General features: G+C 55.3%; 24 protein-coding genes. 14 read left to right on the top strand and 10 right to left on the bottom strand.

What is annotated here, in order from left to right; translation table 11 throughout:
- Positions 1-325: 325 nt before the first annotated feature.
- The 9 genes from BED41_RS01845 to BED41_RS01885 all read left to right on the top strand — a co-directional run bounded on the left by BED41_RS01845 (position 326) and on the right by BED41_RS01885 (position 9,782).
- Positions 326-1,324: a Bug family tripartite tricarboxylate transporter substrate binding protein gene (locus BED41_RS01845; RefSeq protein ID WP_066742353.1), complete on the top strand. Its 999-nt coding sequence runs from the start codon at positions 326-328 to the stop codon at positions 1,322-1,324.
- An 87-nt stretch (positions 1,325-1,411) separates the two neighbouring features.
- Positions 1,412-1,954, top strand: coding sequence for a tripartite tricarboxylate transporter TctB family protein (locus BED41_RS01850; RefSeq protein ID WP_066742356.1), 543 nt, complete (start codon positions 1,412-1,414; stop codon positions 1,952-1,954).
- A gap of 13 nt (positions 1,955-1,967) precedes the next feature.
- Entirely contained in the window at positions 1,968-3,461 is a 1,494-nt protein-coding gene (locus BED41_RS01855) for a tripartite tricarboxylate transporter permease (protein ID WP_066742359.1), read from the top strand.
- Between the two features lie 3 nt (positions 3,462-3,464).
- Complete coding sequence (locus BED41_RS01860; RefSeq protein WP_066742362.1) at positions 3,465-4,367, top strand: shikimate dehydrogenase; 903 nt, start codon at positions 3,465-3,467, stop codon at positions 4,365-4,367.
- A gap of 36 nt (positions 4,368-4,403) precedes the next feature.
- The gene (locus BED41_RS01865) at positions 4,404-5,402 is read left to right on the top strand and encodes a tripartite tricarboxylate transporter substrate binding protein (RefSeq protein ID WP_066742364.1); all 999 of its coding nucleotides are present in this window, start codon (positions 4,404-4,406) and stop codon (positions 5,400-5,402) included.
- Between the two features lie 71 nt (positions 5,403-5,473).
- Entirely contained in the window at positions 5,474-6,382 is a 909-nt protein-coding gene (locus BED41_RS01870; RefSeq protein WP_066742366.1) for a LysR substrate-binding domain-containing protein, read from the top strand.
- Between the two features lie 12 nt (positions 6,383-6,394).
- A complete protein-coding gene (locus BED41_RS01875; protein WP_066742368.1) occupies positions 6,395-7,300 on the top strand; it encodes a DMT family transporter in 906 nt (301 codons plus the stop codon).
- Between the two features lie 451 nt (positions 7,301-7,751).
- Positions 7,752-8,765, top strand: coding sequence for a shikimate dehydrogenase (locus BED41_RS01880; RefSeq protein WP_229712371.1), 1,014 nt, complete (start codon positions 7,752-7,754; stop codon positions 8,763-8,765).
- A 27-nt stretch (positions 8,766-8,792) separates the two neighbouring features.
- Positions 8,793-9,782 carry a Bug family tripartite tricarboxylate transporter substrate binding protein gene (locus tag BED41_RS01885; RefSeq protein WP_066742375.1) on the top strand — a complete coding sequence of 330 codons (990 nt, stop codon included), beginning with the start codon at positions 8,793-8,795 and terminating at the stop codon, positions 9,780-9,782.
- A gap of 66 nt (positions 9,783-9,848) precedes the next feature.
- Here BED41_RS01885 and BED41_RS01890 read toward each other — a convergent pair whose 3' ends face one another.
- The 4 genes from BED41_RS01890 to BED41_RS01905 form a co-directional block, all read right to left on the bottom strand.
- Positions 9,849-10,769 carry an AEC family transporter gene (locus BED41_RS01890; RefSeq protein ID WP_066742378.1) on the bottom strand — a complete coding sequence of 307 codons (921 nt, stop codon included), beginning with the start codon at positions 10,767-10,769 and terminating at the stop codon, positions 9,849-9,851.
- Positions 10,770-11,044: 275 nt separating this feature from the next.
- Complete coding sequence (locus tag BED41_RS01895) at positions 11,045-11,767, bottom strand: sulfite exporter TauE/SafE family protein (protein WP_066742380.1); 723 nt, start codon at positions 11,765-11,767, stop codon at positions 11,045-11,047.
- 58 nt (positions 11,768-11,825) lie between these two features.
- Positions 11,826-12,365, bottom strand: a complete 540-nt coding sequence (locus BED41_RS01900) for a methylated-DNA--[protein]-cysteine S-methyltransferase (protein WP_066742383.1) — start codon at positions 12,363-12,365, stop codon at positions 11,826-11,828.
- 11 nt (positions 12,366-12,376) lie between these two features.
- Positions 12,377-13,840 (bottom strand): AlkA N-terminal domain-containing protein, encoded by a 1,464-nt coding sequence (locus BED41_RS01905; protein ID WP_066742385.1) that lies wholly within the window; start codon positions 13,838-13,840, stop codon positions 12,377-12,379.
- A gap of 137 nt (positions 13,841-13,977) precedes the next feature.
- Between BED41_RS01905 and BED41_RS16310 the strand changes: the two genes are divergently transcribed.
- On the top strand, positions 13,978-14,178 hold the full coding sequence (locus BED41_RS16310; protein WP_157102229.1) for a hypothetical protein: 201 nt from the start codon (positions 13,978-13,980) through the stop codon (positions 14,176-14,178).
- Positions 14,179-14,226: 48 nt separating this feature from the next.
- On the opposite strand, the gene BED41_RS16315 is transcribed toward BED41_RS16310, so the two are convergent.
- The 5 genes from BED41_RS16315 to BED41_RS01930 form a co-directional block, all read right to left on the bottom strand.
- Positions 14,227-15,087 carry an FAD binding domain-containing protein gene (locus tag BED41_RS16315; protein ID WP_066742387.1) on the bottom strand — a complete coding sequence of 287 codons (861 nt, stop codon included), beginning with the start codon at positions 15,085-15,087 and terminating at the stop codon, positions 14,227-14,229.
- Complete coding sequence (locus tag BED41_RS01915; protein ID WP_066742389.1) at positions 15,080-15,574, bottom strand: (2Fe-2S)-binding protein; 495 nt, start codon at positions 15,572-15,574, stop codon at positions 15,080-15,082. The genes BED41_RS16315 and BED41_RS01915 overlap by 8 nt, the downstream gene beginning before the upstream one ends.
- Positions 15,575-15,580: 6 nt before the next feature.
- Positions 15,581-17,842: a xanthine dehydrogenase family protein molybdopterin-binding subunit gene (locus BED41_RS01920; protein WP_066742392.1), complete on the bottom strand. Its 2,262-nt coding sequence runs from the start codon at positions 17,840-17,842 to the stop codon at positions 15,581-15,583.
- A gap of 100 nt (positions 17,843-17,942) precedes the next feature.
- Positions 17,943-19,241 (bottom strand): sodium-dependent transporter, encoded by a 1,299-nt coding sequence (locus tag BED41_RS01925; RefSeq protein ID WP_066742395.1) that lies wholly within the window; start codon positions 19,239-19,241, stop codon positions 17,943-17,945.
- 187 nt (positions 19,242-19,428) lie between these two features.
- Positions 19,429-21,009 (bottom strand): HAL/PAL/TAL family ammonia-lyase, encoded by a 1,581-nt coding sequence (locus tag BED41_RS01930; RefSeq protein ID WP_066742398.1) that lies wholly within the window; start codon positions 21,007-21,009, stop codon positions 19,429-19,431.
- A gap of 140 nt (positions 21,010-21,149) precedes the next feature.
- Between BED41_RS01930 and BED41_RS01935 the strand changes: the two genes are divergently transcribed.
- Together BED41_RS01935 and BED41_RS01940 are read left to right on the top strand one after the other, a co-directional pair.
- Positions 21,150-21,863, top strand: coding sequence for a GntR family transcriptional regulator (locus BED41_RS01935; protein WP_066742401.1), 714 nt, complete (start codon positions 21,150-21,152; stop codon positions 21,861-21,863).
- Between the two features lie 304 nt (positions 21,864-22,167).
- Positions 22,168-22,842, top strand: a complete 675-nt coding sequence (locus tag BED41_RS01940) for a GntR family transcriptional regulator (RefSeq protein WP_066742404.1) — start codon at positions 22,168-22,170, stop codon at positions 22,840-22,842.
- Between the two features lie 68 nt (positions 22,843-22,910).
- Here the strand turns inward: BED41_RS01940 and BED41_RS01945 are convergent, their stop codons facing one another.
- Positions 22,911-23,195, bottom strand: a complete 285-nt coding sequence (locus BED41_RS01945) for a hypothetical protein (protein WP_066742407.1) — start codon at positions 23,193-23,195, stop codon at positions 22,911-22,913.
- 383 nt (positions 23,196-23,578) lie between these two features.
- On the opposite strand from BED41_RS01945, the gene BED41_RS01950 reads away from it, so the two are divergent.
- Positions 23,579-24,568 carry a TRAP transporter substrate-binding protein gene (locus BED41_RS01950; protein ID WP_066742410.1) on the top strand — a complete coding sequence of 330 codons (990 nt, stop codon included), beginning with the start codon at positions 23,579-23,581 and terminating at the stop codon, positions 24,566-24,568.
- Between the two features lie 135 nt (positions 24,569-24,703).
- A complete protein-coding gene (locus tag BED41_RS01955; protein ID WP_066742413.1) occupies positions 24,704-25,180 on the top strand; it encodes a TRAP transporter small permease in 477 nt (158 codons plus the stop codon).
- Position 25,181: the final 1 nt, after the last annotated feature.

Below are 25,181 nucleotides of genomic sequence, written 5' to 3' on the forward strand. Positions count from 1 at the left end.
ACTTTTCATCCATAAATTTTGTAAAGTAAATAAAAGCACATTAATTAAGTAAAGTTAATTATATAAAGATTAAATAAATATAAAAATAAAAACGTATTTCTTTTCCGTTATCTGGAAAAATATCTCAAGGTGCGGCAACTTGACAAAAGAAAACTTTCAAAGTATTGTATGGATAATTTCTAGTAACGGATTAAATTTCCATGAAACGGAAATATTGTAAGAGGGCTATCTGCCTTACAGCACCGCTCAGAGAGATTTTTCCGCGTCTCCTGTTGTTGTGTTGTGGCTGTTTTTCAAAAATATATTCTAGGAGGGTACATTTGTAATGAAGAAGTTCAAAGCGTTGAGTCTTTCTCTTTTCATCGTAATGTGCATGGCAACCGCGGTGCTCGCGGCCTACCCTGAGAAAAATATCCAGGGTATCATCCAGTGGGGGGCCGGCGGAGGCTGCGACGGCGTTTCTCGCGCCATCACGCCGCTGGCGGAAAAATACCTCGGCAAGACCATCATCCTGCAGAACAAGACCGGCGCCACGGGCGCGGTCGCCACGACGATGGTCGCCAACATGCCGGCTGACGGCTACACCCTGCTCTACGCCGCGGAGAACCCCGCCACCTACAGGGTGCTCGGACTCTCACCACTCAGCTTTAATGATTTTGAACCCATCATCATCCCCGTCGAGGGCGCCGTCGTCATCTGCGTCAACCCCGAGACGCCCTACAAGACGATGAAAGACCTCGTCGAGGCGGCTAAGAAAAACAGCAAGATCAAGATGGGCACCTCCGGCACCGGCGGACTTCCCTACGTGGCGGGTGCGATGATGAAGAACATCCACGACATCCAGTTCAACATGATCCAGTTTGACGGAGACGGCCCGGGAGCGACGGCGGTCATGGGCGGCCACGCGGAGGTGATGCCGCTGGCGCTTTCGACGTCGGTCGAATACATCAAGGGGGGCCGCCTGCGCGGGCTCGCGGTGCTTCGCACGGAGCGTGTGCCGCAGCTTCCCGACGTACCGGCAATCACAGAGATATATCCTGAGTACAAGCAGTATCTGCCGTGGGGCCCCTTCTACGGAGTGTTCGTGAAAAAGGGTACGCCGAAGGATGTGGTTGCGAAGCTGACGGAGGCCTTTACGAAGGCCTACAACGAGGCGCGTTTCACGGAGTTTGTGGCGAACTCGGGCGGTTTTAAGATGGGACTTACGGGACAGAAGGCGGCGGACTTCACGAAGAAATTTGAATCTACGGCGAGCTGGCTGATCTACAACGCGGGCGGCGCGAAGAAGTCGCCGAAAGACTTCAACATCCCTCAGCCTAAATAAATAAAGACCGTAAAGGGCCGCTTACCGCGTAAATCCGCTGCAGGCGGCCCTTTGTAAATCAAGAATCAAAAGACGGAGGTTAATTTAATGAGCAATCCCGAAGAGAATCAGGAAATAAAGAATCTCGAGGCAGTTGCGGAGATAGAGGACGAGGCCGCGCGCGATCTTTCCGTCTATGTCCCTGAAAAACACAGAAAGCCGGGAGAGACGGCCTTTGCGGTGATCGCGACGGTGTTCGGCGTTCTGGGATATTATTTCGCGCTCGACATGACCAGCGAAAATTATTCGTCGCCGTCGGTCTTTCCGAAACTGGCGTCGGCCATAATCATCATCTGCGGATTGATCTGTATCTTCAAAGCATGCAAAAAAGAGGCGCCGGAGGCCGGTTCGCCCAATGTCTTTAGATATCTTCTCCCTAAGGACGTCATCGTGGTCCTCGTGCTGCTGCTCGCCTACTGCATCGCGCTCCCACGTCTGCACTTCATTCCCTCATCTTATATATTCATGGTGATCGGCATGATCTATCTGCACCGCGGCAAATATATCTGGCAGTCGTTCGTGATCTCGGCGGCGGCGATGGCGGTCCTCGTCGTCATCTTCCGTTACGTATTCCTAGTAATCCTTCCGTAGGGGGTATATAGATATGTTACAAAACTTGCAATACTTTTTGATTCCCTTCATGGACTGGCAGGTAATGGCCCTCGTATGGGCCGGAGTCTTCGCCGGTATCTGGGTGGGAGCCATTCCCGGACTCTCCGGCACGATGGCCGTGTCGCTGCTCATCTCCTTTACCTTCTCCTGGGAGCTGAACAACGCGCTCGCCCTTATGTGCGGCGTCTTTGTGGGAGCGGTCTACGGAGGCGCGATCACGGCGATCCTGCTCAATATCCCGGGCGCTCCGGCGGCGATCGCCACCGGTATGGAGGGATATCCCCTCGCACAGCGCGGTGAGGCGGGCAAGGCCATCGGCCTCTGCACCACGGTCTCGCTGTTTGCCGGTATGGTCGGCGTCGCGGTTCTGGCCTGCGCCGCGCCGATAATCGCCAACTTCGCGCTTAAATTCTCGCCGCGCGACTTCTTCCTGCTCGCGCTGATGGGCATTCTGCTTATCGGAAGCATCGGCGGCGGCGATCCTATCAAAGGAATAATGGCCGGTACCATCGGCATTCTCATAAGCATGGTCGGCATGGACCCCTCGACCGGCGAACTGCGCTATACCTTCGGCAACCTCAACCTCATGGCGGGCATCAGCTTCGTCACGGCGATGATCGGGCTTTTCGGTATCTCCGAGGCGCTGACCCAGTTCCGCGGCGGCGGTGAAAATCCGCCGAAACAGAACCTCAGCAAGATCGTTCCAGACCTTTCGACCTTTCTCAAATTCCTGCCTCTCGGCATCCGCTCGGCGCTGCTTGGCGTCTTCATCGGCGCACTGCCGGGGACCGGCGGAGATGTCGCGGCGCTTCTGGCCTATGACCAGGCGAAACGCACCACCCGCAACCCCGTGACCCCCTTCGGCCACGGAGCCTACGAAGGCATAGTCGCCCCCGAGACGGCGAACAAGGGAGCGATCGGGGGAGCCTTTATCCCGATGCTGACCCTGGGCATCCCCGGAGACGCTATCACGGCGATAATCATTGGCGGCCTCTTCATCCACGGCCTCAAGCCGGGACCGATGCTGATGATCGAGACGCCGCACCTCTTCTGGATGATCGTAAGCCTGCTGGTGGTGGCGAACATCGCGCTCTTCGTCCTCGGACTGCTGAGCGTCAAACCCTTCGCGAAGATAATAGAGATCCCCAAAAGCATAATCATGCCGATAGTCATCATCCTCTCGGTGATAGGGACCTACGCGATTCAGAACAGCGTCGTGGACATCTTCTATATGATAGGCTTCGGCGTGCTCGGCTACTTCATGCGGCTATACGGCTACGCGACGGGACCGATGGTGCTCGGCATAATCCTTGGCCCGATGCTTGACGCGAACTACCGCCGCGCGATGCAGGGCGCGGAAAACGAACTCCTGCCCTTCCTCGAGGGATTTGTGACGAGCCCGATAAGCCTCATCCTCTGCGTATTCATCTTCCTGATGATCTTTACCCAGACCAAGACCTACAAGAAATGGCGGGGGATCGCATGAGCCATGTGTCCCTATAAAAACAGGGAGCTGCCGATATCCGTAAATACGAAACTCGCGGCGCTGATCGGGTGGCCGCTCGGCCACTCGGCCTCCGCCGAGATGCACAACGACGCCTACGCCGCGATGGGACTTGACGCCATCTATCTGCCCCTGCCGGTGGAGCCGCAAAATGCCGCGGAGGCGGTGAAGGCGATGGAGACGATGGGGTTCATGGGCTGCAACGTGACTATACCGCACAAGGTGGCCGTGAAGGAGCTCATGGATGAGCTCCACCCCTCGGCGGCCGAGTCCGGGGCCGTGAACACCGTGCTCTTCAAAGAGGGGCGCAGGATCGGTTACAACACGGACGGCACCGGCTTTGTACACGCCCTGATAGAGAAGGGCGGTTTTCATCCCTCCGGCAAGAGCTGCCTGATGATCGGCGCGGGAGGGGCGGCGCGCGGCGTCGCCTCCGCGCTCGCGATCGCCGGAGCCGCGAAATTCCTCATCGCCAACCGCGCGGAGGAATACGAAATGGCGGAGCGCCTCGCCGATGATATGAACGCGCTGCGTCCGGGATCGGCCAGGCCGTTGGTCCTTGATAAAAAGGGCGTCGGCGGCGCTCTTGAGGAGGCGGACTTCGTCGTCCACGCGACGCGTCTTGGGATGCGCCCGAACGAAGATACGGTCGCCTTCGACACCTCGCTTCTCTCGCCGCGCCACTTTGTCTGCGACGTCGTCTACAGCCCGCGGGAGACGCGCCTTCTGCGCGAGGCGGCCGCGCGCGGCTGCCGGACGCTGGACGGCATGTGGATGCTCGTATATCAGGGCGCGGAGGCGGTCCGTATTTGGACGGGCATGGAGCCTCCGGTTGATGTGATGGCCGCGGGATGCGAACGTTTTCTTGAGGATTTACAGAAACATTAAATCACTGTTATAAAAACGAAAGGAAGTATGAGGACAATGAAGAAATTATTGTTGACGGTGCTTTTCACGGCCCTGATGGCGCAGGCGGCCTTCGCCGCCTATCCCGAGAAGAATCTGCAGGGGTATATCATGTGGGGCGCGGGCGGAGCGATGGACAACGTCGCGCGCGCGATAACGCCGATGGCGGGCAAAGAGCTTGGCAAGACGGTTATTATGCAGAACAAGACCGGCGCGACGGGCGCGATCGCCACGACATTTGTAAACAACCTCCCCGCCGACGGCTACACGCTGCTCTTTGGCGCGGAGAACCCCAACCTTTATAAGGTCACCGGCCTCGCGAAGATAGACTACGCCGATTTTGACCCCGTGCTGCTGATGATGGCCAACGTCGGCGTGGTAGTTGTCCCGAAGGATTCGCCCTATAAGACATTCAAAGACCTTATCGAAGCGGCAAAGTCCGGTAAAACGGTCAAGATGGGCTCCACGGGCCCCGGAGGACTTCCCTTCGTCGCCACGACGATGATCGAAAAGGTGCACGGCGTTAAATTCCCGCAGATACAGTTTGACGGCGAGGGTCCGGCGGTCACGGCAATCATGGGCAAGCATATCGACGCCGTCGCGGTTGGTCTCCTCTCCTGCGCGAACTTCATCAACGCCGGCAACGTGCGCGCCCTCGCGGTAATCTCGCCCGAGCGCGTGCCGGCGGTGAAGCAGGTCCCCGCGATCACGGAATTCTACGCTAAGGAATACAAGCCCTACCTTCCCTGGGGCGCCTTCTTCGGCGTATTTGTAAAGAAGGGCACGCCGAAAGAGGCCTATGACACGCTCCAGAAGGCCTATCTCAAGGCCTACAACGACCCCAAATTCGACGAATTCGCGAAGACGATGGGCGGCGTGAAGCTTGGCCTCACCGGAGAGGCGGCGCGCAAATACATCAACCAGAACCAGTCGGTCAGCGCATGGCTTCTCTATGACGCCGGCGGCGCGAAGGAATCGCCCGAGAAATTCGGCATTCCGCGTCCCGCCCATAAATAGGCTATAATAACGGAGGCGGCTTCTCCTTTCAGAGGCCGCCTCCGTACTATTTTGCCGGGAGGGTCTCCGCCATGACGCTGCAGCAGCTGACATATTTCTGTGTAGTAGCCCGCCTGCTCAATTTCAGGAAGGCCTCTGAGGAGCTGCTTATCTCACAGTCGACGATCAGCATTTCGATCTCCAATCTGGAGACCGAGCTCGGCGTGCCGCTCTTTAAGCGTGAAAAGCGCAGCATCTCCCTCACGAAATACGGACGGCTCTACTATGAGCAGATAACGCCGCTGCTGGACTCGCTCACCACGATAAACATAAAGATGAAGCGCCTCGCGAGCGAGACCGAGGGCGATATCAACATCGCCTATAATCCTCCCTGGAGCTATGGCTTCGTACCGCGCCTCGCGCGCGAATTTCTGCGCCGCAAAGAGAACGAAAAGATAATCTTCAACTTCAAACAGCTGAATTCGCCGCAGGTGATAGCGGGACTCAAAGAGGGGCTCTTCGACGTCGGCTTCTGTACCACGGAGAAGGAGGTTCCCGACCTGTCGCTCTTCCCCCTGTTCTGTCAGGAGATGGCTGTCATTGTTCCCGCCGATCATCCGCTGGCGGAGCGCGAAAGTATCTGCCTGCGCGAGATAGAGCCCTATCCCTACATACTCTACGAGGACGATTCTGGGCTAAGGCGGCTGGTGGAACACCTGCTGAAGAGCGTCGACGTGGTGCCCAGGGTCGCCTACGAGGCGCCTGACGAAGAGGCGATATTTTCTCTGGTCTCCGCCGGTTTCGGAGTGGCCTTCGTCGCCGTCACCGACGCGCTCAAGAAGCTCAGCGTCCGCACCCTGAGGGTGGAGGACTTTGACGCCCACTGTACGCTCTACATGGCCTACAACGCCAACCGTTACCTGCCGCCCGCGGCGGTGCGCTTTGTAAATTACATAAAACTGTGCTCTAAGCAGGGACTTATAGCCGGATTCAAGAGATGAAAAGGTGAAAAGATGAAAAATAACTACACACGCGGCGTGATGATGGCTCTGGGCACCGCCGTGCTATGGGGCGGTATGAGCCCGCTCGCGAAGTTTATCGGTACGCAGGGGGTCAGCATGGTCTCGGTAATGTGTTACCGTGCGGTGCTCGTCGTGATCCTGATGTCCCTCTACCTCAGATACAGCCTCGGGCCGGGGTGGTACAGGATCGGACGCAGCCTCATGCGCACCTATGTTTTTCTCGGCTTTCTGACGGTGGTGATGAACGCCTGCGGCTTTATGGTCTCCTGCTTTTACCTCACCGTGCCCCAGGCGCTTATGCTGCACTATACCTTCCCGCTGGTGACGATGGCCGGTTCATACTTCATAACGCATGAAAAGCCCTCCAAGATGCAGATAGCCGCGGGCTTCATGATCGTTGGCGGCCTCTATGTCGGATTTATGGGGCAGGAGGGCGGCATGTTCTCCGTCTCGCCTGCCGGTCTGCTGTGGGCGCTTGCCTCGCTGATCGGCCTCTCCGGGCAGACGCTCGTCTCCCGCCGGATACTGATGGGCGGCGCGACGAACCCGCTGATACAGCTCTTTTACGTGCATCTTTTCGGCGGCGCGATGCTCATCGCCGGAAAGTCCGTGCTGATGGGCTGGGGCGACCTCAGGGCAATCGACGGGGCCGTATTCGCGCTGATGCAGTACTCGGCGCTCGGCGCGGGGCTGCTGGGCTTCGGATTCATGTTCAACGCGCTGAAACGCATCCCCGCCTCGCTGGTCAGCCTCATATGCACGCTTGAGCTGGTCTTCGCGCTCATCATAACGCCGCTCGTCCTCGGCCTCTATCCCACTGGGTACGAGCTTGCTGGCTGCGCGATAATAATGGCCGCGGTGGCCTGCGCGACGGTACAGAAAAAGGCGGTAAAATAACAGTAAGTTTATTTTCCCCGCCGTTTACGGTAAGCTGCGGCTCTTTTGCATACTTGACAGATACAAATGACAGCGGTATCATTCACCTCACAAAAACAAGAGACGGTCACGTCCGCGAAAGAGGGAGGCTCACGTTATGGGAAAAGCGCTGTTAAATAAAAACTTTTACTTTTATTGGTTTTTTACTTTTCCCCGCTCGTTTGATGCCTCGGGGTTTCTGGCGTTTTTCGCGAAGTGATTCGGACCTGATAAAGTAAAAGATCTGAGAGATACTTCAAGACCGCCGCCCGCAGGGGCCGCGGTCTTTTTTGTTTCCCTCCGCTAATACGACAGACAAAGACAAATGGGAAGGCTGAAATAAGATTTAATCTTCAGCCGATGGTGGCCTTGTGCCCTTTGACGGCTGGCGCATGGTTTTATGTGGAAGAGCTTACGAAAGGAGAACATAATTATGTGGGAAAAGAACGTTATGACGGAGGACAATGGCGCGGCTTTGTGGGGAGAGGACGCGGCGGAGCATGGCGGCTGTGCCGCCGCGCTGCTTCGGGAGAGGGCGGCGGCGGGGCTGAAAGCCTACAAAAAGAGGGAGCTGCCCATCTCGGCGAATACCAGGCCGGCGGCGCTCATCGGCTGGCCGCTCGGCCACTCCGCCTCGGCGGTGATGCACAACGACGCCTACGCGGAGATGGGGCTTGACGCGCTCTATATCCCCGTTCCGGCGGAGCCCTCGCGTATGGCCGGTATCGTCGGCTCAATGGCGGCGATGGGTTTCATGGGCTGTAATGTGACGATACCGCATAAGGTGGCGGTCAAAGAGCTGATGGACGAGCTGCATCCCTCGGCCTCCGAGTCTGGCGCGGTGAATACGGTGCTCTTCAAAGAGGGGCGCAAAATCGGCTACAACACGGACGGCACCGGTTTTGTGCGCGCCTTGCGGGAACGTGGCGGCGTCGACCCGCGCGGCAAAAGATGCCTCGTCGTCGGTGCGGGCGGCGCGGCGCGCGGCGTGGCCTCGGCCCTCGCGATCGCCGGCGGCGCGAAATTTTACATTGTAAACCGCAGCCTTGAAAAGGCGGAGAGCCTCGCCGGCGATATGAATGCGAGGCGAGTCGGCATCGCGGAGGCGATGGCGCTCGACGACGCAAGTATCGAACGCGCGCTTGCGGACACCGATATCGTCGTTCAGGCTACCTCCCTGGGAATGTGGCCCGCCGTCGATGGGCTCGCCTTCGACACTTCGCTGCTCTCTCCGCGCCACTTCGTCTGTGACATCGTCTATAACCCACGCGAGACACGCCTGCTGCGCGGAGCCGCCGCGCGCGGCTGCCGGACGCTGGACGGCATGTGGATGCTCGTCTATCAGGGAGCGGAGGCGGTGCGTATCTGGACGGGCGAAACTCCGCCGGTGGAGGTGATGGCTGCGGGCTGTGAAAAGTTCCTCAACGATTTACCGAAACATAAATAAAATTACCGAAGAAGGGAAGTATACAAAATGAGAAAAATATTGTTGTTGGCGCTTATGGCTGTCCTTATCGCGCAGGAGGCCCTCGCGGCCTACCCTGAGAAAAATATCCAGGGTATCATCCAGTGGGGCGCCGGCGGAGGCTGCGACGGAGTCTCGCGCGCCATCACGCCGCTGGCGGAAAAGTATCTTGGCAAGACCATCATCCTGCAGAACAAGACCGGCGCCACGGGCGCGGTCGCCACGACGATGGTCGCCAACATGCCGGCTGACGGCTACACCCTGCTCTACGCCGCGGAGAACCCCGCCACCTACAGGGTGCTCGGACTCTCACCACTCAGCTTTAATGATTTTGAACCCATCATCATCCCCGTCGAGGGCGCCGTCGTCATCTGCGTCAACCCCGAGACGCCCTACAAGACGATGAAAGACCTCGTCGAGGCGGCGAAGAAAAACAGCAAGATCAAGATGGGTACCTCCGGCACCGGCGGCCTTCCCTACGTGGCGGGAGCGATGATGAAAAACCTGCATAATATCCAGTTCAACATGATCCAGTTTGACGGAGACGGGCCGGGAGCGACGGCGGTCATGGGCGGCCACGCGGAGGTGATGCCGCTGGCGCTTTCGACGTCGGTCGAATACATCAAGGGGGGCCGCCTGCGCGGGCTCGCGGTGCTGCGCACGGAGCGCGTGCCGCAGCTTCCCGACGTGCCGGCGATCACGGAGATATATCCTGAGTACAAGCAGTATCTGCCGTGGGGTCCCTTCTACGGAGTGTTCGTGAAAAAGGGTACGCCGAAGGATGTGGTTGCGAAGCTGACGGAGGCCTTTACGAAGGCCTACAACGAGGCGCGTTTCACGGAGTTTGTGGCGAACTCGGGCGGTTTTAAGATGGGACTTACGGGACAGAAGGCGGCGGACTTCACGAAGAAATTCGAATCGACGGCGAGCTGGCTGATCTACAACGCGGGCGGCGCGAAAAAGTCGCCGAAGGACTTCAACATCCCCCAGCCTAAATAAATAAAGACCGTAAAGGACCGCTTACCGCGTACATCCGCCGCCAAGCGGCCCTTTGTAAATTAAGAATCAAATCCCCATCAGCATCATGCAGACAGTCATTGCGGCGATGCTCAGGATGATGGATATGGAACCGGCGAAGCCTGCCAGGCCGATATCCCCGCCGCAGCGGGCGGTGAATATCGGCGCGAGCGCGGAGACGGGCGAGAAAACGACGAGCGCCAGCACCTGGCGTATCACGAGCGGAAAGGGCGTGCAGAAATATAAAAACAGCGCCAGCGCCGCCGAGACGGCGTAGCGTATGGCAAGCGTCGCGGCGGTCGCCGCCAGTTCGCCGCGCCCCAGCCGTATCTCGATCATCATTCCGATCATGAACATTGCTACTAAGGCGTTGGCCGCGCCGATCGGCGCCGCGAGGACAAGCAGCCAGCCGGGAACGGTGAGGCCGAGGGAGACCCATACCATGGCGATGATGTAAATCAAAAAGGGGACGGTGGAAAAGACTCTTTTTATAAGCTCTTTGACCGGCAGCCTCTCCGCGCCCTCCACGGCGGGGGAGGCCGATACGATCGCGTAGGTGCCGCCGCAGGCGAAGAGCGCGTTCCCCATGTCGAACATACAGGTGACCAGTATGCCGTAGGGGCCGAGTATGCCGCCGATATAGGGCAGCGTGAAGGTGCCGATCTGATATCCAGGCAGGGCAAAGAGCTGAAAGATCCGTTCCTTCCTCGCGGAGCGCGCGGTGATGAACCAGGCGGCGGCGATCATCGCCGCGTTGCAGAGCGCCCCGAGCAGAACGACGATAAAGAGGGAATAATCCTGCTCATAGCTGCCGAAGCCGGTGATGATAGCCGCGGGCAGCGTGACGTTCATGCAGATCTTCGCCGCCACGTCATAATCATCCTTACCGAAGAGGCCGACGCGTTTCAGAAAATATCCGAGTACTATTATAAAGATCGAGGCGAAAGCGCGCTCCAAGGCCGTTCCCACGGCATAACACTCCAATCCCTCTGCGCTGCGGCAGAAATACGGGGGAGAGATTTTTTATTCCCGTACCGTGGGATTATATACCATTGTGTGCGTGATGATAAGTATAGAGGGAGAGGGGCGGGAGAACGAAGATATGGTACGGCTCGTGGCGTATGCCACTTTCCAGAGGCGTGACACCGGCGTCATCTTAGCGGAGAGTGACTTTCGATAACGATGCTGAACTGCGTCCGCATGATTTTTAGCTGTTTAATTAATCCCGGTAATCTGGGGATTGCTTATATACGTATGTTATTGACGATCAGCGCGATTCCTGAAATGAGCAGCATGATAATCACAGTCTTCTTCACTATTCTTTCATCCAGAATCTGGCTGCTTTTTATGCCTAAGAACAGGCCGGTTAGCATAGCTGGAATCAAAACGGCTGCCTGTTTCAAAATGTCAAAAGTCAGAATTCCCATTGACATATAGATGATAATGCGAAAGGTATTCTCTATTAAGAAAACCACACAGATATTTGCTCTGAATGCGCTGTTGTTATCTGTCACACGGCTCACATATGCCGCGAGCAGCGCCCCGATTCCAAAAAGCCCGCATAGGACGCCCGATAACAGGCCGATAATTCCCAGCACAACCTTCGATTTCCTGGATTTCTTTTCTTTTGATTCGCGCAGAAACATCTCAATTCCGATTGCGGCGATCACAAATCCAAAGATCACCTTGATTGTCTGTGGATTTACATTTTTCAGGAGAAATATCCCCGGGATGTTTCCAAGGAGCACAAGCCCCGCCATTGGCAGACAGACCTTCCAGACGGCCGCTTTTCTCTCTTTCCATCCGATGATTAAATTACTCGGATATCCTAGCAGCAGCTCCACCGGCGTTATATTTATGTTATTATTCCCGAAACTTAGGATCGTGGTAAAAACCAAGGTGTTGGCGAAAGCGCAAAGCCCTTTTATAAAAAATGCGCAGAATGCCGCCATGATCCAGTAAATCATGTTATTTGCTCCCTTTTCGATCAAATTTACAGATAATTATCATTGAAATTTTTATTCCCTAAAGCGCCGTACCTCTCTTGGGAACAAACAGGCGGGACATATCCGCACTCTCATGCGCCAGAAGTTTGACCTTTACCGAAATTCCTGCGGAATATCCGGTCAGACTGCCGCCGCTTCCCACTACCCGGTGGCAGGGAATGATGATAGAGATGGGATTATGCCCCACCGCGCCGCCTACCGCCTGACTTGACATGGATTCCTTTCCTGTCTGTTTCGCTATCTTTCCCGCGATGGCGCCATAGGTGGTTACGTCGCCATAAGGTATCTCACACAGAATCTTCCATACCCTTTGGCGAAACCCGCCGCCGGCAGGGCGCAGGGGAAGTTCCGAGATCAGAGGTTTTTTTCCTGTAAAGTATCGGTCAAGCCACCTCTTGGCGGCGGTGAATACCGGCAGATCATCTTTTTTCGACATATCCTCAGGGGCTGTATCACTAAAATATTTCTGTCCTTCTATCCAAAGTCCTGCCAGATTTTCGCCGTCGCCGCCTAATGTAATCGTTCCCACCGGTGACGAATATGTTGTGAAATAATACAATGTGGTACCTCCTATAAGGTGTTCCATAGATTCACGGTCGCATAGCTGCGCCATGGCCGCCATCGCTCTGACAGTTCCAGTAGTTCTTTCGGCGAACGGCCAGGAAGCGCGTGTCTGATTCCTGCGTCTGTTTCTAAAAAAGCATCCGGCCAGTCCATGGTCCGCATGGCGATATATTGAGCTGTCCATCTGCCGATGCCCCGGATATTTTGTAGTTTTTCCATTTCACGTTCGGGGTCGGCACACTGGTTTAAGTCGATTTCACCGGAAATTAACGCCTCTGCCAATGCGCGGATGCAGTCAGAACGGGCCGTAGTTACTCCCAACAGACCAAATTGATCTTGAATGCCTTTGCCGATAGCCAGGATGTCCTCTGCTGTTGGAAATATCCGGTTCAACCCATCCATACCAGTTTCAATGGGAGTGCCGAAATGCTCTGCCAACCTGCCGGCCAGTGTTCCCGCCGCCTTTACTGTGATCTGCTGCCCTAAAATAGCCCGCACGGAAGTTTCAAAAGGATCAAAGCACCCCGGGACACGGGTTCCCGGAACACAAAGGCCGGCGCGTAATTCGTTCATTTCCCGCAGCTTTTCATAAACCAATACAGGTTCGCAGTAAAGATCAAACAGGCGGCGCACCCGAAAGAGAACCTGTGTCAATATGGAAATCAAAGAATCGCTCAGGGTTACACGCAGGCTGTTTTTATTTGCAAAATGCTCTACTCGCACCCATCCGCAATAAACCTTTCCATCTCGATTTTGCAGGCGGACAGTACGTGCGTAACAGCGGCCGGCCGTTGTTTCCACTCCGGGAATGGCGCGGGCGGCCAGAAAATCCAGCATCGCGTCCCAGCGATAGGGCGGACGGTACGCTACGGTTATGGCGGTTTCTCCTTTGTGAGAGCCATTCTCCGTTATTTCTTTGCGCAGGTTGGTAGGTGACAGTTTATATTGTTTCTGGAAAAGCTCATTCATGCGCCGCAGGCTGCCGAAACCGGCGGCCATGGCAACGTCCAGCACTGGCAGGTCCGTATCGGTCATCAGATTCTTAGCCAGCAGCAGGCGGCAAGTCTGTAGATACCGTACCGGTGTGACGCGGTATTCTTCTAAAAACACCCGGCGCAGATGTCTGTCCGTACAGCCCAGCCGGGAGGATAACTCCTTCAAACCCAGTCCGTTCCCGCAATTTTCCTCTAACAGCCGCGCGGCTTTATGCGCCAGCGCTGAGGAAGCGTCCACGATGGAGTTACCCGGAGCAAGCTCTGGCCGGCAGAGCAGACAGGGGCGGAACCCTGCCTGCTCCGCTTCGGCGGCAGTGGTAAAATAAGTACAATTCTCAAATTTGGGAAGTCTGGCTCTGCATACAGGACGACAGTAGATTCCAGTGGACGAAATACCAACGAACAGCCGCCCGTCGAATCTGGCGTCTTTTGATTTGAATACCTCATAGCAGGCCTCTTTGTTTTCTGGCAGCATCCCTTCACCCCCTGACACAAAATATATCACTTTTCTATTTCATGTTCCGGCGGTTTTCGGACATACAAGCAATAAAGGGCATGAGGCAGGGCGTAGGTTTGAAGGTTTGCCACCGTTATTGCCGGGCGGCGTCTTTTTTGTCGTTTGCGCAACATGCGCCGCAGGCTGTTTCAGGGATGAGGAGAAAAAACTGTCGTTTACTTTTGCAGATATTTATAGGGGCCTTCCTGTCCGATGTAAAGGCGGAAAATGCCGCTGCGCTGTATTTTGGGGACCGCTCAATGTTTTCATTAAAAGGCGTGGCGCGTTTGCCTCGCTGCATGGCGGTCGTATCATAAATTTAAGCGCGGCTGGTGGATAACGCCGCGCCTGTCTCAGTATCTCTGTCAGCACGGAAGCGGCGAAAGCAGGTCGAGCGCCAGCCCCTTTACCGCCTCTCGCTTGTACGGCTGCGAATAGCGTCCGGGAATTGCCAGATCGATCTCTTTTGTCATCGCTTCGGCGAAACGGATTTTTGTCTCCTCCGTAAGCGGGAGGCCGTCTATGGCGGAGGCGGATATCCGCGCCTCGACGGGAGCCTTGCCCAGGGCCCCCAGTATCACGATGGGGTTCGTAATCACGCCGTTGTGAAATTCCGCGCTGAGCGCGGCGCTTAGACGGGCGATGGATACGGCCCTGCGCGATCCCAGCTTGGCGAACAGATTGACGTTACCTTCACGAGGTTTGGGGATCTCTATGCGGATAATGGCCTCGTCAAACTTAAGCTTTGCGGGGCTTTCCGGGGAGACGATCTCTTTTACGGTCCGGCGCGTCTCTTCGCCCTTCGCGTTTATGGTCACGACTCTCGCATCCAGGGCCGTCAGCGGCGGCATCATGTCTCCCGCCGGCGAAGCGTTTGCGAGGTTGCCTCCGATCGTTCCGCGGTTGCGTATCTGTTTCGACCCTACACCTGACGCCGCGCTTTGGAGAGAGAAAAAATATTTTTTGATCAGCGGGTCGTTCTCCATTTCTGTGAAAGTTACGGCTCCTCCGATCGTAATTTTATCCTCTTCCGCATATTCGGCGATATCGCGCATCGCCGCCGTGCGGCTGACGTCGATGAGGATATCTGGACAGGCCTCTCCCTCGTGTATTGCGATCGTAAGGTCGGTGCCGCCGGCAATTATCCTGCTCCGTTCCGTCGCCTTGGATAAGGCCGTTGCAAGTTCCTCTAAAGACCGGGGGCTGTACATCCTTATGTTATTCATTGGGGCACGCCTCCTCCTTAGCGCTCCGAAGCACCGCGGCCGCCTCTTTGACGGCGCGCGAGATCGCGCTGTAGTCGCCGCAGCGGCAGAGGTTGCCCGCGATGGCGGTCCGTATCTCTTCTTCCGTAGGGTCGGGATTTTCATAGAGCAGGGCGGCGGCGGACATCAACATGCCGGGCGTGCAGTAGCCGCACTGTATCGCGCCGTGTTTGATAAAGGCCTTCTGCAGCGGTGAAAGGCTGCCGTCGCTCTCTGCGAGCCCCTCCACCGTAAGCAGCGACCTGCCGTCTATCTGTCCGGCGATCATCAGGCAGGAGTGGACGGCCCTCTTGTCCACGATGACGGTGCATGTCCCGCATTCGCCCTCGCCGCAGCCCTCTTTAGCGCCGGTAAGTCCCATCTCGTCGCGCAGGAAATCCAGCAGCCTCGCCGCCGGGTCGGCCTCCATCTCGTATCTTTTGCCGTTTAACTCAAATTTTATCAACATCGAGCATCACCCCTTTATCAGCCTGAAGGCTTCCACTATGCGTTCCGGAGTGAGCGGAAGCTCTCTGATCGACGTACCCAGCGCGTTGTTGACCGCGTTCACGATGGCGGCCGCCCCCGGAACGGTGGAAATCTCACCGATGCTTTTTGCCCCGAAGGGGCCCTTATCGCCGCCCTCCTCAACGAGGATAGCCTTGACCGCCGGCATATCGACCGCATTGAGAGTGTTGTATTTTTTAAGGGAATCTTTTGTAGAGACGCCCTTTGAATTTATTCCCAAATCTTCGCAGAGGGCGAACCCGGCCGCCATCTGCACGCCGCCGCCGATCTGGTTGAATACCATCTGCCTGTTGATCGCCTGGCCGATATCGTTGACGGAGAGAAAATCGGTGATCTTTACCAGCCCGGTGAGGGTGTCCACCTCAGCCTCCGCGAAATTTACCGCGTAAGAGCCGGGGTTGGAATCGCTTTTATAGGAATTGGTGAGAATCATCTCCGTGCTCAGCTCGTTGATCGCCCTTGCTGCAAGTTCCCTGTAGCTTATGCCGCCGGCCGTGGCGTCCGTGACGGCCACGCGCCCATCACGCAGCGTAAGGCCCGATGCGGGAATGCCGAGCAGCTTGGAGGCGGTCCTGAGCATCAGCTCTTTAAATTTTTCCGCGGTCTCTTTAGCGCAGGCGCCGGCGACGTAGGTGGTTCTGCTGCCGTAGGTTCCGCAGTCATAAGGCGTGAATTTGGTGTCGCCCTCCGTGACGAAGATGAGGTCTGGGTCCATACGCAGCACCTCTGCGAGGATGATCTGCATTGAGCGTACAGTGCCGCAGCCGACGTCGTGTACCGAGGTTCGCAGGTTGACGGTGCCGTCCTCGTTCATACTCAGCGTCATGCCGCTAAGGTCTGGTGAGCCGGAGAAGATGCCGTTCTTATGCGCGCCGCAGGCGATTCCCACCCCGCGGCGAAAGCGCCCCTGTCCGTGAGGCGCGGCAAACCGCTCCTTCCAGCGAAAGGCCTCCGCGCCCTCCCTGAGGCATCTTTTAATCTGCGCATTACCCAGCGAAATGCCGTTGCAGATATCGACGTCGCCGGCCTCCACCACATTTTTGAGCCGCAGTTCGACGGGGGCTGTCCGGAGCTTGCGCGCGGCGTCATCCATATGCAGCTCCAGCGCCGTCATGATCTCGGGGCTGCCCCAGCCGCGCATTCCTCCCGCGATGGGGGAATTCGAATAACAGACCCTGCCGCGATGTCTGTACAGCGGACAACGGTAAAGGCGCGGTATCTTACCGCTGACGGCATGGGCGAAATCAAGTCCTGAACTGCAGTAGGCCCCAGAATCGACGAGGTTGTCGACTTCGCAGGAGAGTATACGCCCGCCGGCGTCGAAGGCGGTCGTTATTTTCGTGGCGCAGTCCGTCCTGTTTATCGTCGCGATCATACTTTCGCGCCGCGTAAGATGGAGTTTGACGGGGCGCTCCAGCTTTTTGGCCACGAAAGCGACGAGCGGTTCATAGATAAATTCCTGCTTTCCCCCAAAAGATCCCCCCATCGGGACCTTTACGACACGGACTTTGGAATATGGCAGGTCCAGCATATCGGCGACCACCGTGCGTATACCGTAGATGCCCTGCGTGGGAGTCCAGATGGTGACCCCGTCCTGTGCGTTCCAGTCGGCCAGATAAGAATGTGTCTCCATGGCGACGTGGTTCATCTTCTGTGTCCGTATGTCGGTCGTGACCCTGAAGGCCTCCTCCGCGCCGGTGGCGAACTGCTTCCCCTCGCGGACCCTTTCAAATTCTTCGATCAGATTGCCGCCCTCGTGTATCGGCGCGGCGCCGTCTCTCAGGCTCTCGACGGGGGAGGCCATTACCGGCAGTTCTTCATATTCAACCTTCACCAGCCTTGCCGCCCTCTCCGCCGCGGCCTTTGTCTCGCAGGCGACGACCGCAATGATATCTCCAACGAAGCGGGCTTTGTCCGCAAAGATGTACCTGTCCTCCGGGCAGTCCGGCTGATCGGGAAACGTCCTGTAACTGTTGAATTTTTTCCCCCGGTAATCTTTATAGCTCAATATAGCCCGGTAGCCTCCGACCTTTTCGGCCTCGGAGACGTCTATATTTTTTATCAGAGCGTGGCCGGCTTCGCTCAAAATCAATTTCAAATGGAGTTCCCTGTACAGGTTTATATCCGAGGCGAATTTCATCGCCCCCGTCGCCTTCGCGGCCGCGTCGTTTATGCTGAAGGATTCCCCGACAAAATCATATTTATTCATACCGGATTCCTCATCTCTGTATAATGGGATATAACTTGAACAAAGCTCTCCGCCGCGTATCATTTTGCCGACGAGACGGAGCGGAGAGCCATACTTTTACTTACAGCGTGCAGAGGCTTGTAATATTGATGACGAGCAGCGCTGCGGGAACGACATATTTTATCGCAAAGGCCCATATCTCCCGATGGGAGGTTATTCCGGCGGCGTTGAGCGCCCTCTCCGGTCCCCATACCCAGCCGAAGAAGATGGAGCTTATCAGCGCGCCGCCGTTTAGGAAGATATATGATGTCACCCAGTCAAACCAATCGAAAGAGACTGTCGAAACGGAGTTCAGCCAGGCGAGCGCCGCCATAATGGGGACGATCACCGCAAGCGAGCGCGAACGGGAAATTTTAAAACGTTCGGTAGCGAAACAGACCAGCGTCTCAAGGCAGGCTATCTGTGAAGTCAGCATGGCGAGCATGAATAGCAGGACGGTCAGAACGGCGATGAGGTTTCCCCACGGCAGCTGCACAAAGACGTTGGGAAGCGTGATGAAGAGCAGTCCCGACCCCGCGCTGGGTTCAAGCCCAAAGGAGAAGATGCTCGGGAAGATCATCAGCCCGGCGCAGAAGGCGATCGCCGTGTCTCCCAAACAGACGACGATGCTGTTTTTAGAGAGATTAGTTTTGTCGTCAGGCAGGTAACTGCCAAAGACGATGCCGCAGCCGACGCCTACGCCGACGGAGAAGAGCGCCTGTCCCAGGGCGGCGATCAGCGCTTCGGCCGTAAATTTTGAAAAGTCTGGTCTCAGATAAAAATCAAGCCCAGCCCCGACGCCGGGTAATGTCAATGAACGTATACAGAGCAGGATCAGAATTATGATCAGCGAGGGCATACATATATTATTAAGTCTTTCAAGTCCCTTTCTGACCCCCTTGAGCAGCGCGGCGGCGATGATCACGAGCAGGATCATCGACTGTGCCGCTATGAGGTTGCCCTGAGTTCTGTAGACCTCATAGCTGTTCGCTATCTCAGTGGGCGACATACCGTCAAAAGAGCCGGTCATGAATTTGAACAAATACCCGACCAGAATGCCGAATATTGGAGTCAGATAGGCCAGCCAGCAGAACGACACGGCTATCCCCAAAAAACCGGTGATACCCCAGCCCTTTGTTTTAGAGACCTCCTGGTAGGCCGCAATCGGCTCTTTGCGCGTAAGCCTTCCAAGTGAAAATTCCATTGTCAGCAAGGGACAGGCGATGGCGAATAGTATGACGAGGTACATCAGCAGGAAGATGCCGCCGCCGTATTTACCGACCAGATAGGGAAACCTCCAGATATTGCCGCAGCCCACGGCGCAGCCAAGCGCGGAGAAGATAAAAGATAATCTGTTGCTGAAAGTTTCTTTTGTTGACATGTTAAGTCTCTCCCTTCCGTTTTTTAATAACCGTCGGTTATGTGTGCCGTCCGTATCCCGGGCGGTTCCTGTTCATGGCTCCGGCGTTTTGCCTTCTGTGCCGGCGGCCCGTTTGACGGACGGCGCACCCGATTGCCTGATTACACGTTAGTGATTTGGTTGATAAACTGAATTGACCGGCACTTTTCTAAAGCGCCAAGGTTCCGGCAATTTCTTCCGCGGTTTCGATGATCGTCCCGTCGGATACCAGCGCAGCGGTGTTTTCAATGTCGGGGCCGAAATAGCGGTCCTTTTCCACCGGGGGGACGACCTCTCTGATTTTATCGTGGACGGTCTTCGTCGCGCTCGCGAAGCCATCCTCCTCCTTTTGCAGCAGGTCGAAGGCGCGGGTCATCGCCATCAGCTCTATGCCCAGCACGTAGTGCAGCTTTTTAGCGACCATCAGCGATTTTCTCGCCGCCCACCAGCCCATGCTGACGGGATCTTCCCAGTTCGCGCAGGTGGGGACGCTGTCGGCCGTCGCCGGAGCGCTGAGAGAACGTATCTCGCCCACCAGCGCCGCCGCCGTATACTGGACTATCATGTAGCAGTTGTCTACGCCGGGCCTTTCGGCGAGGAACGCGGGGTAGGTCTGATTCAGATACCTGTTAGTCAGGCGGTCCGTTCTGCGTTCCGAGAACTTCGCGAGGTTTGCCGCCGCCATGCAGAGAATATCGGCGCTGCCGCTCGCGAAGGTGGAATCAAAATTGGCTCCCATCAGCGCGGTGCCGTCGCCGCCCTCGGGGAACAGCACGGGATTGTCGCTGCACGAGGCCATCTCTTCAAGAATATTTGCGGCGCAGTCCTTTATAAAGCGTTTGGACGCTCCGTGCATCTGCGGGATGCAGCGTAAAATATAGGCGTCCTGTACCTTGGCGTGGATATATTTTTTCATGATCGCGCTGTCTGAGAGCATAGTGCGGATGTTGGCCGCGCAGTTTGCCTGCTCAGGGTGTTTTTTCAGCGAATGCAGGCGCTCGTCACAGGCGAGGATCGTGCCGCGGAAGGCTTCGAAGGCCATCGCCGCCGCGATGTCCGCAGTCTGCGCCGCGATCAGGTTGTCATACAGAGCCAGCGCGCTGACGCCGGTAGCGGCGTTCGCGCCGTTTGTCAGGCAGAGCCCCTCTTTGGGAGCTGGCGTCCAGGGCTTTTGCCCTATCTCCGCCAGCGCCTCCGCACCGCTCATCAGGCGTCCGTTATGCCACGCCCTGCCCTCGCCCATGAGGATGAGGTTGATCTGGCCCTCTATCGCCAAATACTGCACGGAGCCGTCCTGCGGCACATAGGGCGTAACATCATTGTTCAAACATTCGGCGATAAGCGAAAGCGTCTCCGGTCTGATCCCCGAATATCCCTTTCCAAGGCTCAGAAGCTGCATCAGCCAGATCGCTCTCACGCACTCCTTTTTCAGCGGCTCTCCGACGGAAACGGAGTGTGAACGTAAAATATTGACCTGAAGCTCCACCGCCTGTTCCTGAGGGATGATTTTGCGCACATTGTCGCCAAACCCGGTCGTGAGGCCGTAAACCTTACGGTTTTCCGTGAGAAATTTTTCCGCGAGCTGCCGGGAGCGCGTCACCTGCTCCAGGTACTCCTGTGAAAAACTTACCTTCGCGCCAAAGCGTGCGACGGCGACAAACTCCTCGAGTGTTACGGGGGCCGCGCCCAGGCGGACCTGCCGTATCCTCTTAGCCTCAGTGATTTTAGAGATATCCAAAGAAACCTCCATCCTGACTGCCTCCTTTTTTTGTGTGAACTGATAGAAATTATGTAGTACAATTACTGATGTGCGGCATTCCGCATGCTGCGTATTGCACAAACATGTTATACTATTGTTGAAATTTTAGCAAGAGGCAAAGAGGTGTTTTTTTGGAACTCATTCGCAATGAAAGTATACGCAAGCAGTTATACGCTTTTATAAAAGAGAAATTGAATTCCGGCGAGATCAGACGGGGCGAGGCGATAAATCAGAAGGAGATTCTGGAGACGCTGGGGATCAGCAAGACGCCCTTCCGCGACTGCATGATCCAGCTGGAGGCCGAGGGCATAGTCAGCATCATTCCCTGTAAAGGCGTCGTCGTAAGAGACAGGCCCTTTGAAGAGCTGATTGAATTGAACGAAATCGCGGGTTCGTTGGAATCGTCGGCCTTGGAGGCCGCCTTTTACAGTATAAGGGACAACGCCCTGGAAGGTATGACGTCGATAGTGAATGAGGTCTCGTCAATGCTTGACAATGACGACACATCAATGTGCTATGCGAAAAATATCGATTTTCACATGCTGATGATCAACGAATGCCCTAATCAGGCTCTTAAGGCCGCCGTTTTAAAATACAGAGACCTGATTCTCGACTTTCCCGCCAAAGATTTGAATATAAATTTGAAGTGGGAAAGGATTTTCTGGCGTGAGCATAAACAGATGATCGATATCATAAAAGACGGAGACCCTAAGTCTCTCTTTAATTTCTCAAAATATATACATTGGGGCTGGGAAGACAAGGAGGAGTATTTTGACGAACTTTATCTGGTAAAATTCGGTACTATGAAAAAATATATGGCGTCAAGATATGAACGGCGTTTTTAACGGCTAATGACGTCAGACTCCGAAAAGCTGGAATTATATAATGCGGCATGGTTCCGGCGGCATGTGACGCAGCGTCTGCCCCGTATGTATTCGGGCATATTCGCCATTGGGCTATTGTGACGTCAATTTATGATTTGGGCGCCGTTATTTTTTGTGGTGTGAGATAAAACTGCCGTGGAAGTATACGAAATATGATAATATATTTTGATAGGCGGTATCCCGTAAATATCAAAGATATAGCATTGCGGGTACAATATATTTAATTTCACGCAGACGGCGTGCATATTGACGAGGGTGTGTTGTGATGACTGGGCTTACTCCGAACGACAATGGGCATAAGAGGGAGCAGAATCTCTCCAGCTCCGTTTACGAGGCCATCAAGAACAAGATAATAAACGGTGACTTTATGCCGGGCAGCATTCTCATGGAGCGTTCGATCGCCGACGAGTTCGGCGTCAGCCGCACGCCGGTGCGAGAGGCGCTGAAGCGTCTTTCGCAGGAGGGCTGGGTGGATTGGGAGGAGCGCCGCCGCGCCGTCGTTTCCGAGATAACGATAGCAAAGATCCTCGAGCTTTTTACACTGCGCGAGATGATAGAGCCCTTCGCGATCAGGAAGATCATCGAGGAGGGCAAACCCCAGGTGCTCGCCGGGCAGCTGGCGGCGGTCTATAACGAGATGGAGGCCGCGAAGAATTCTCCGATCGATTTTATGAAGTACGATATGGAGTTTCACACAACGATAATCCAGTTTATGAATCTCTCGACGCTGAACCTGATGTGGCAGAAGATACGCGAAGATATGACGCGCCTCGTCATGCACTCGATATATCCGCGCCGCGAACCCGATATCATCCTTGGGGAACACAAAGAACTTATCGACGCGCTCTGGAACTCCGACGCGAAAAAGGCCCTCGGCTGTATCGGCGGCCACTTCTCGGTGATCGTGGACCTCTTCAAACAGAACGGAGAGAGGCTCTGAAGCCTCCGCCCGCGAATCCGCGCCAAATATATAAAGACCGGCAGACTGAGGAAGGTCTGCCGGTCTTTTTATATGTTCTCCCTGATCCGCCTCATGACCGCGGTGAAGTCGAAGGGCTCCTCGCCGCCGTCGAACATGGCGCCGTTTTCAAAGATGACGCAGGGGATGCCGAGCCGCCTGTTCTTTTTCGCGGCCGCCAGCGCCTCTTCGCCGTCGCGTATGACGACAAACTCCCATAGGTGCTTCAGGGAGTCGGAGATATCCCTGTATTCAATCTCTATTCCCTCTTCCCGGCAGCCGCCGAGGATCTTGACGGTCTTTGGGCACTGCATACTGCCGTATACTGTGAGCATCTTCGGTCACCTCTATAGATAATAGTCTCTCTGGATATGTACAATGATATATTCTATCATATTTGGTATTCTATTATCAAATTTATATATTTTTAAAACTCAAGAGAAAAATAGGCGGGGTAAGTTTTTTCCTATTTTATAGAAGGTATATTTTGTTATTTCTAACATTTGAATGGAGAACATGACCTTTTTATTAGCTTTAAAAGAATTTTTGATGATATAAAAATATATTGTTTTAGATTTGGTATATTGACAGGGCTTTCAATAGGCGGTATTGTATAGATGTTTCCGGTAATTAGATAATTTTTCCATTTAATGGAATTAAATAATTGGCTATAACCGTATCCCAGGAGTGGGGCGGATAAAAAAGGAGAGTGTAATAGATGAAAAAGCTTACAACACTTACCGCGGTATTATGTATCATGCTGTTTGCGGCGGCGGCGACGGCCGCTCCGAAAGAATTTGCCATTGCGAACGACTCCACGGATGACACCGTAACTGGACTCATGACGCAGAAACTTAAAGAGGTGCTTGAGGCGAAGTCAAAGGGAGCCTTTAAGGTTGCGACGTTCCCGAACTCACAGCTCGGCTCCGACCGTGAGATCACCCAGAGCTGCCAGAACGGCGAGCTCGCCTTTGTGGTGCAGAACACCGCCCCGCAGGTCAACTTTGTGCCGAAGGCCGCCGTCTTTGATCTTCCGAACCTCTTCCCGAACAAAAAGGTGGCGCGCGCCGCGCTCGACAAGTTCCAAAAGAATATCGAACCCGAATACGCGAAGGCCGGGATCGTCATGCTCGGCTTCGGAGACCAGGGCTTCCGCGTCCTCTCCTCGAATAAGGCGATCAACAAAATAGAGGACTTCAAGGGGCTCAAGCTCCGCACAATGGAGAATAAGTATCATGTCCAGTATTGGCAGTCGCTTGGCGCGAATCCCACGCCGCTCCCTTTCAGCGAGCTCTATCTCGCGCTGCAGCAGGGTACGGTGACGGGACAGGAGAATCCCTATGAGGTCATCGTCGCGACGAAGCTCTACGAGGTGCAGAAGTATGTGATAGATACCAACCACCTTTTCCATACGATCACGATCATCATGAGCAAAAACATCTATGACCAGCTGACGCCGGAGGAGCAGAAACTTGTCCGCGACGCGGCGCGCGAGGTCATCACCTGGGGCCGCGAGCAGGCCGACAAGCGCCACGCCGACCGGGTGGCCATTCTCAAGAAGAACAACGTTCAGATAATAAAGCTCGACGAGAAGCTGCTTGGCGAGATGCAGGCGAAGTCAAAGCCCGTCTATGACAATATCAGCAAGGCGGTCGGGGCGGATCTTGTGAAAAAGCTCCAGGACGCGGTGAAGGAAGCCTCAAAATAGGATTATCCCTCGCGGATAGAATTCGCTAAATCTGACAGGGGGCCGGGAGTCAGCTGATTTTTCGGCAAGCTTCCGGCCCTCTTTGGTACCGGCGTCGGAGAGAACGGACAGGAAAAAGAACAAGGAGGAAATGGAATGCTCAAGTGGGTAAATGATCATTTGGAAGAGACGATAATGGCCGTACTGCTCTTTCTCATCACCGCGATCATCTCATACTCGGTCATCATGCGCTATATCTTCAATGATTCCCCCTCATGGGCCGAGGAGATCACAAGGTTTTTCTTTATATGGTCGGCTTTCATAAGCATCGGCCTCTGCATCAAGCGCCAAAGCTCCATCCGCATCGACATCCTGCTCACGGTGCTCTCGGAAAAGGCGTGCAGGGTGCTGCTGATACTGGTAAATATTTTTATAATCGCGGTTTTCGCCTACTGGCTCAAGGGAGCAGTAAGCGTGACGAAGACGCTCATCAATAACGGACAGACAAGTCCCGCGCTGCTCGTCCCCATGTGGATCATCTATGGATCGTCCGTCGTCGGCTTCGCCCTGGGGATCGTCAGGTGTGCGCAGCAGGTTTTTATAAACGCCGCCGAACTCAGGAACGGGAGGTAAG

Source organism: Cloacibacillus porcorum (assembly GCF_001701045.1).
Classification (GTDB): domain Bacteria; phylum Synergistota; class Synergistia; order Synergistales; family Synergistaceae; genus Cloacibacillus; species Cloacibacillus porcorum.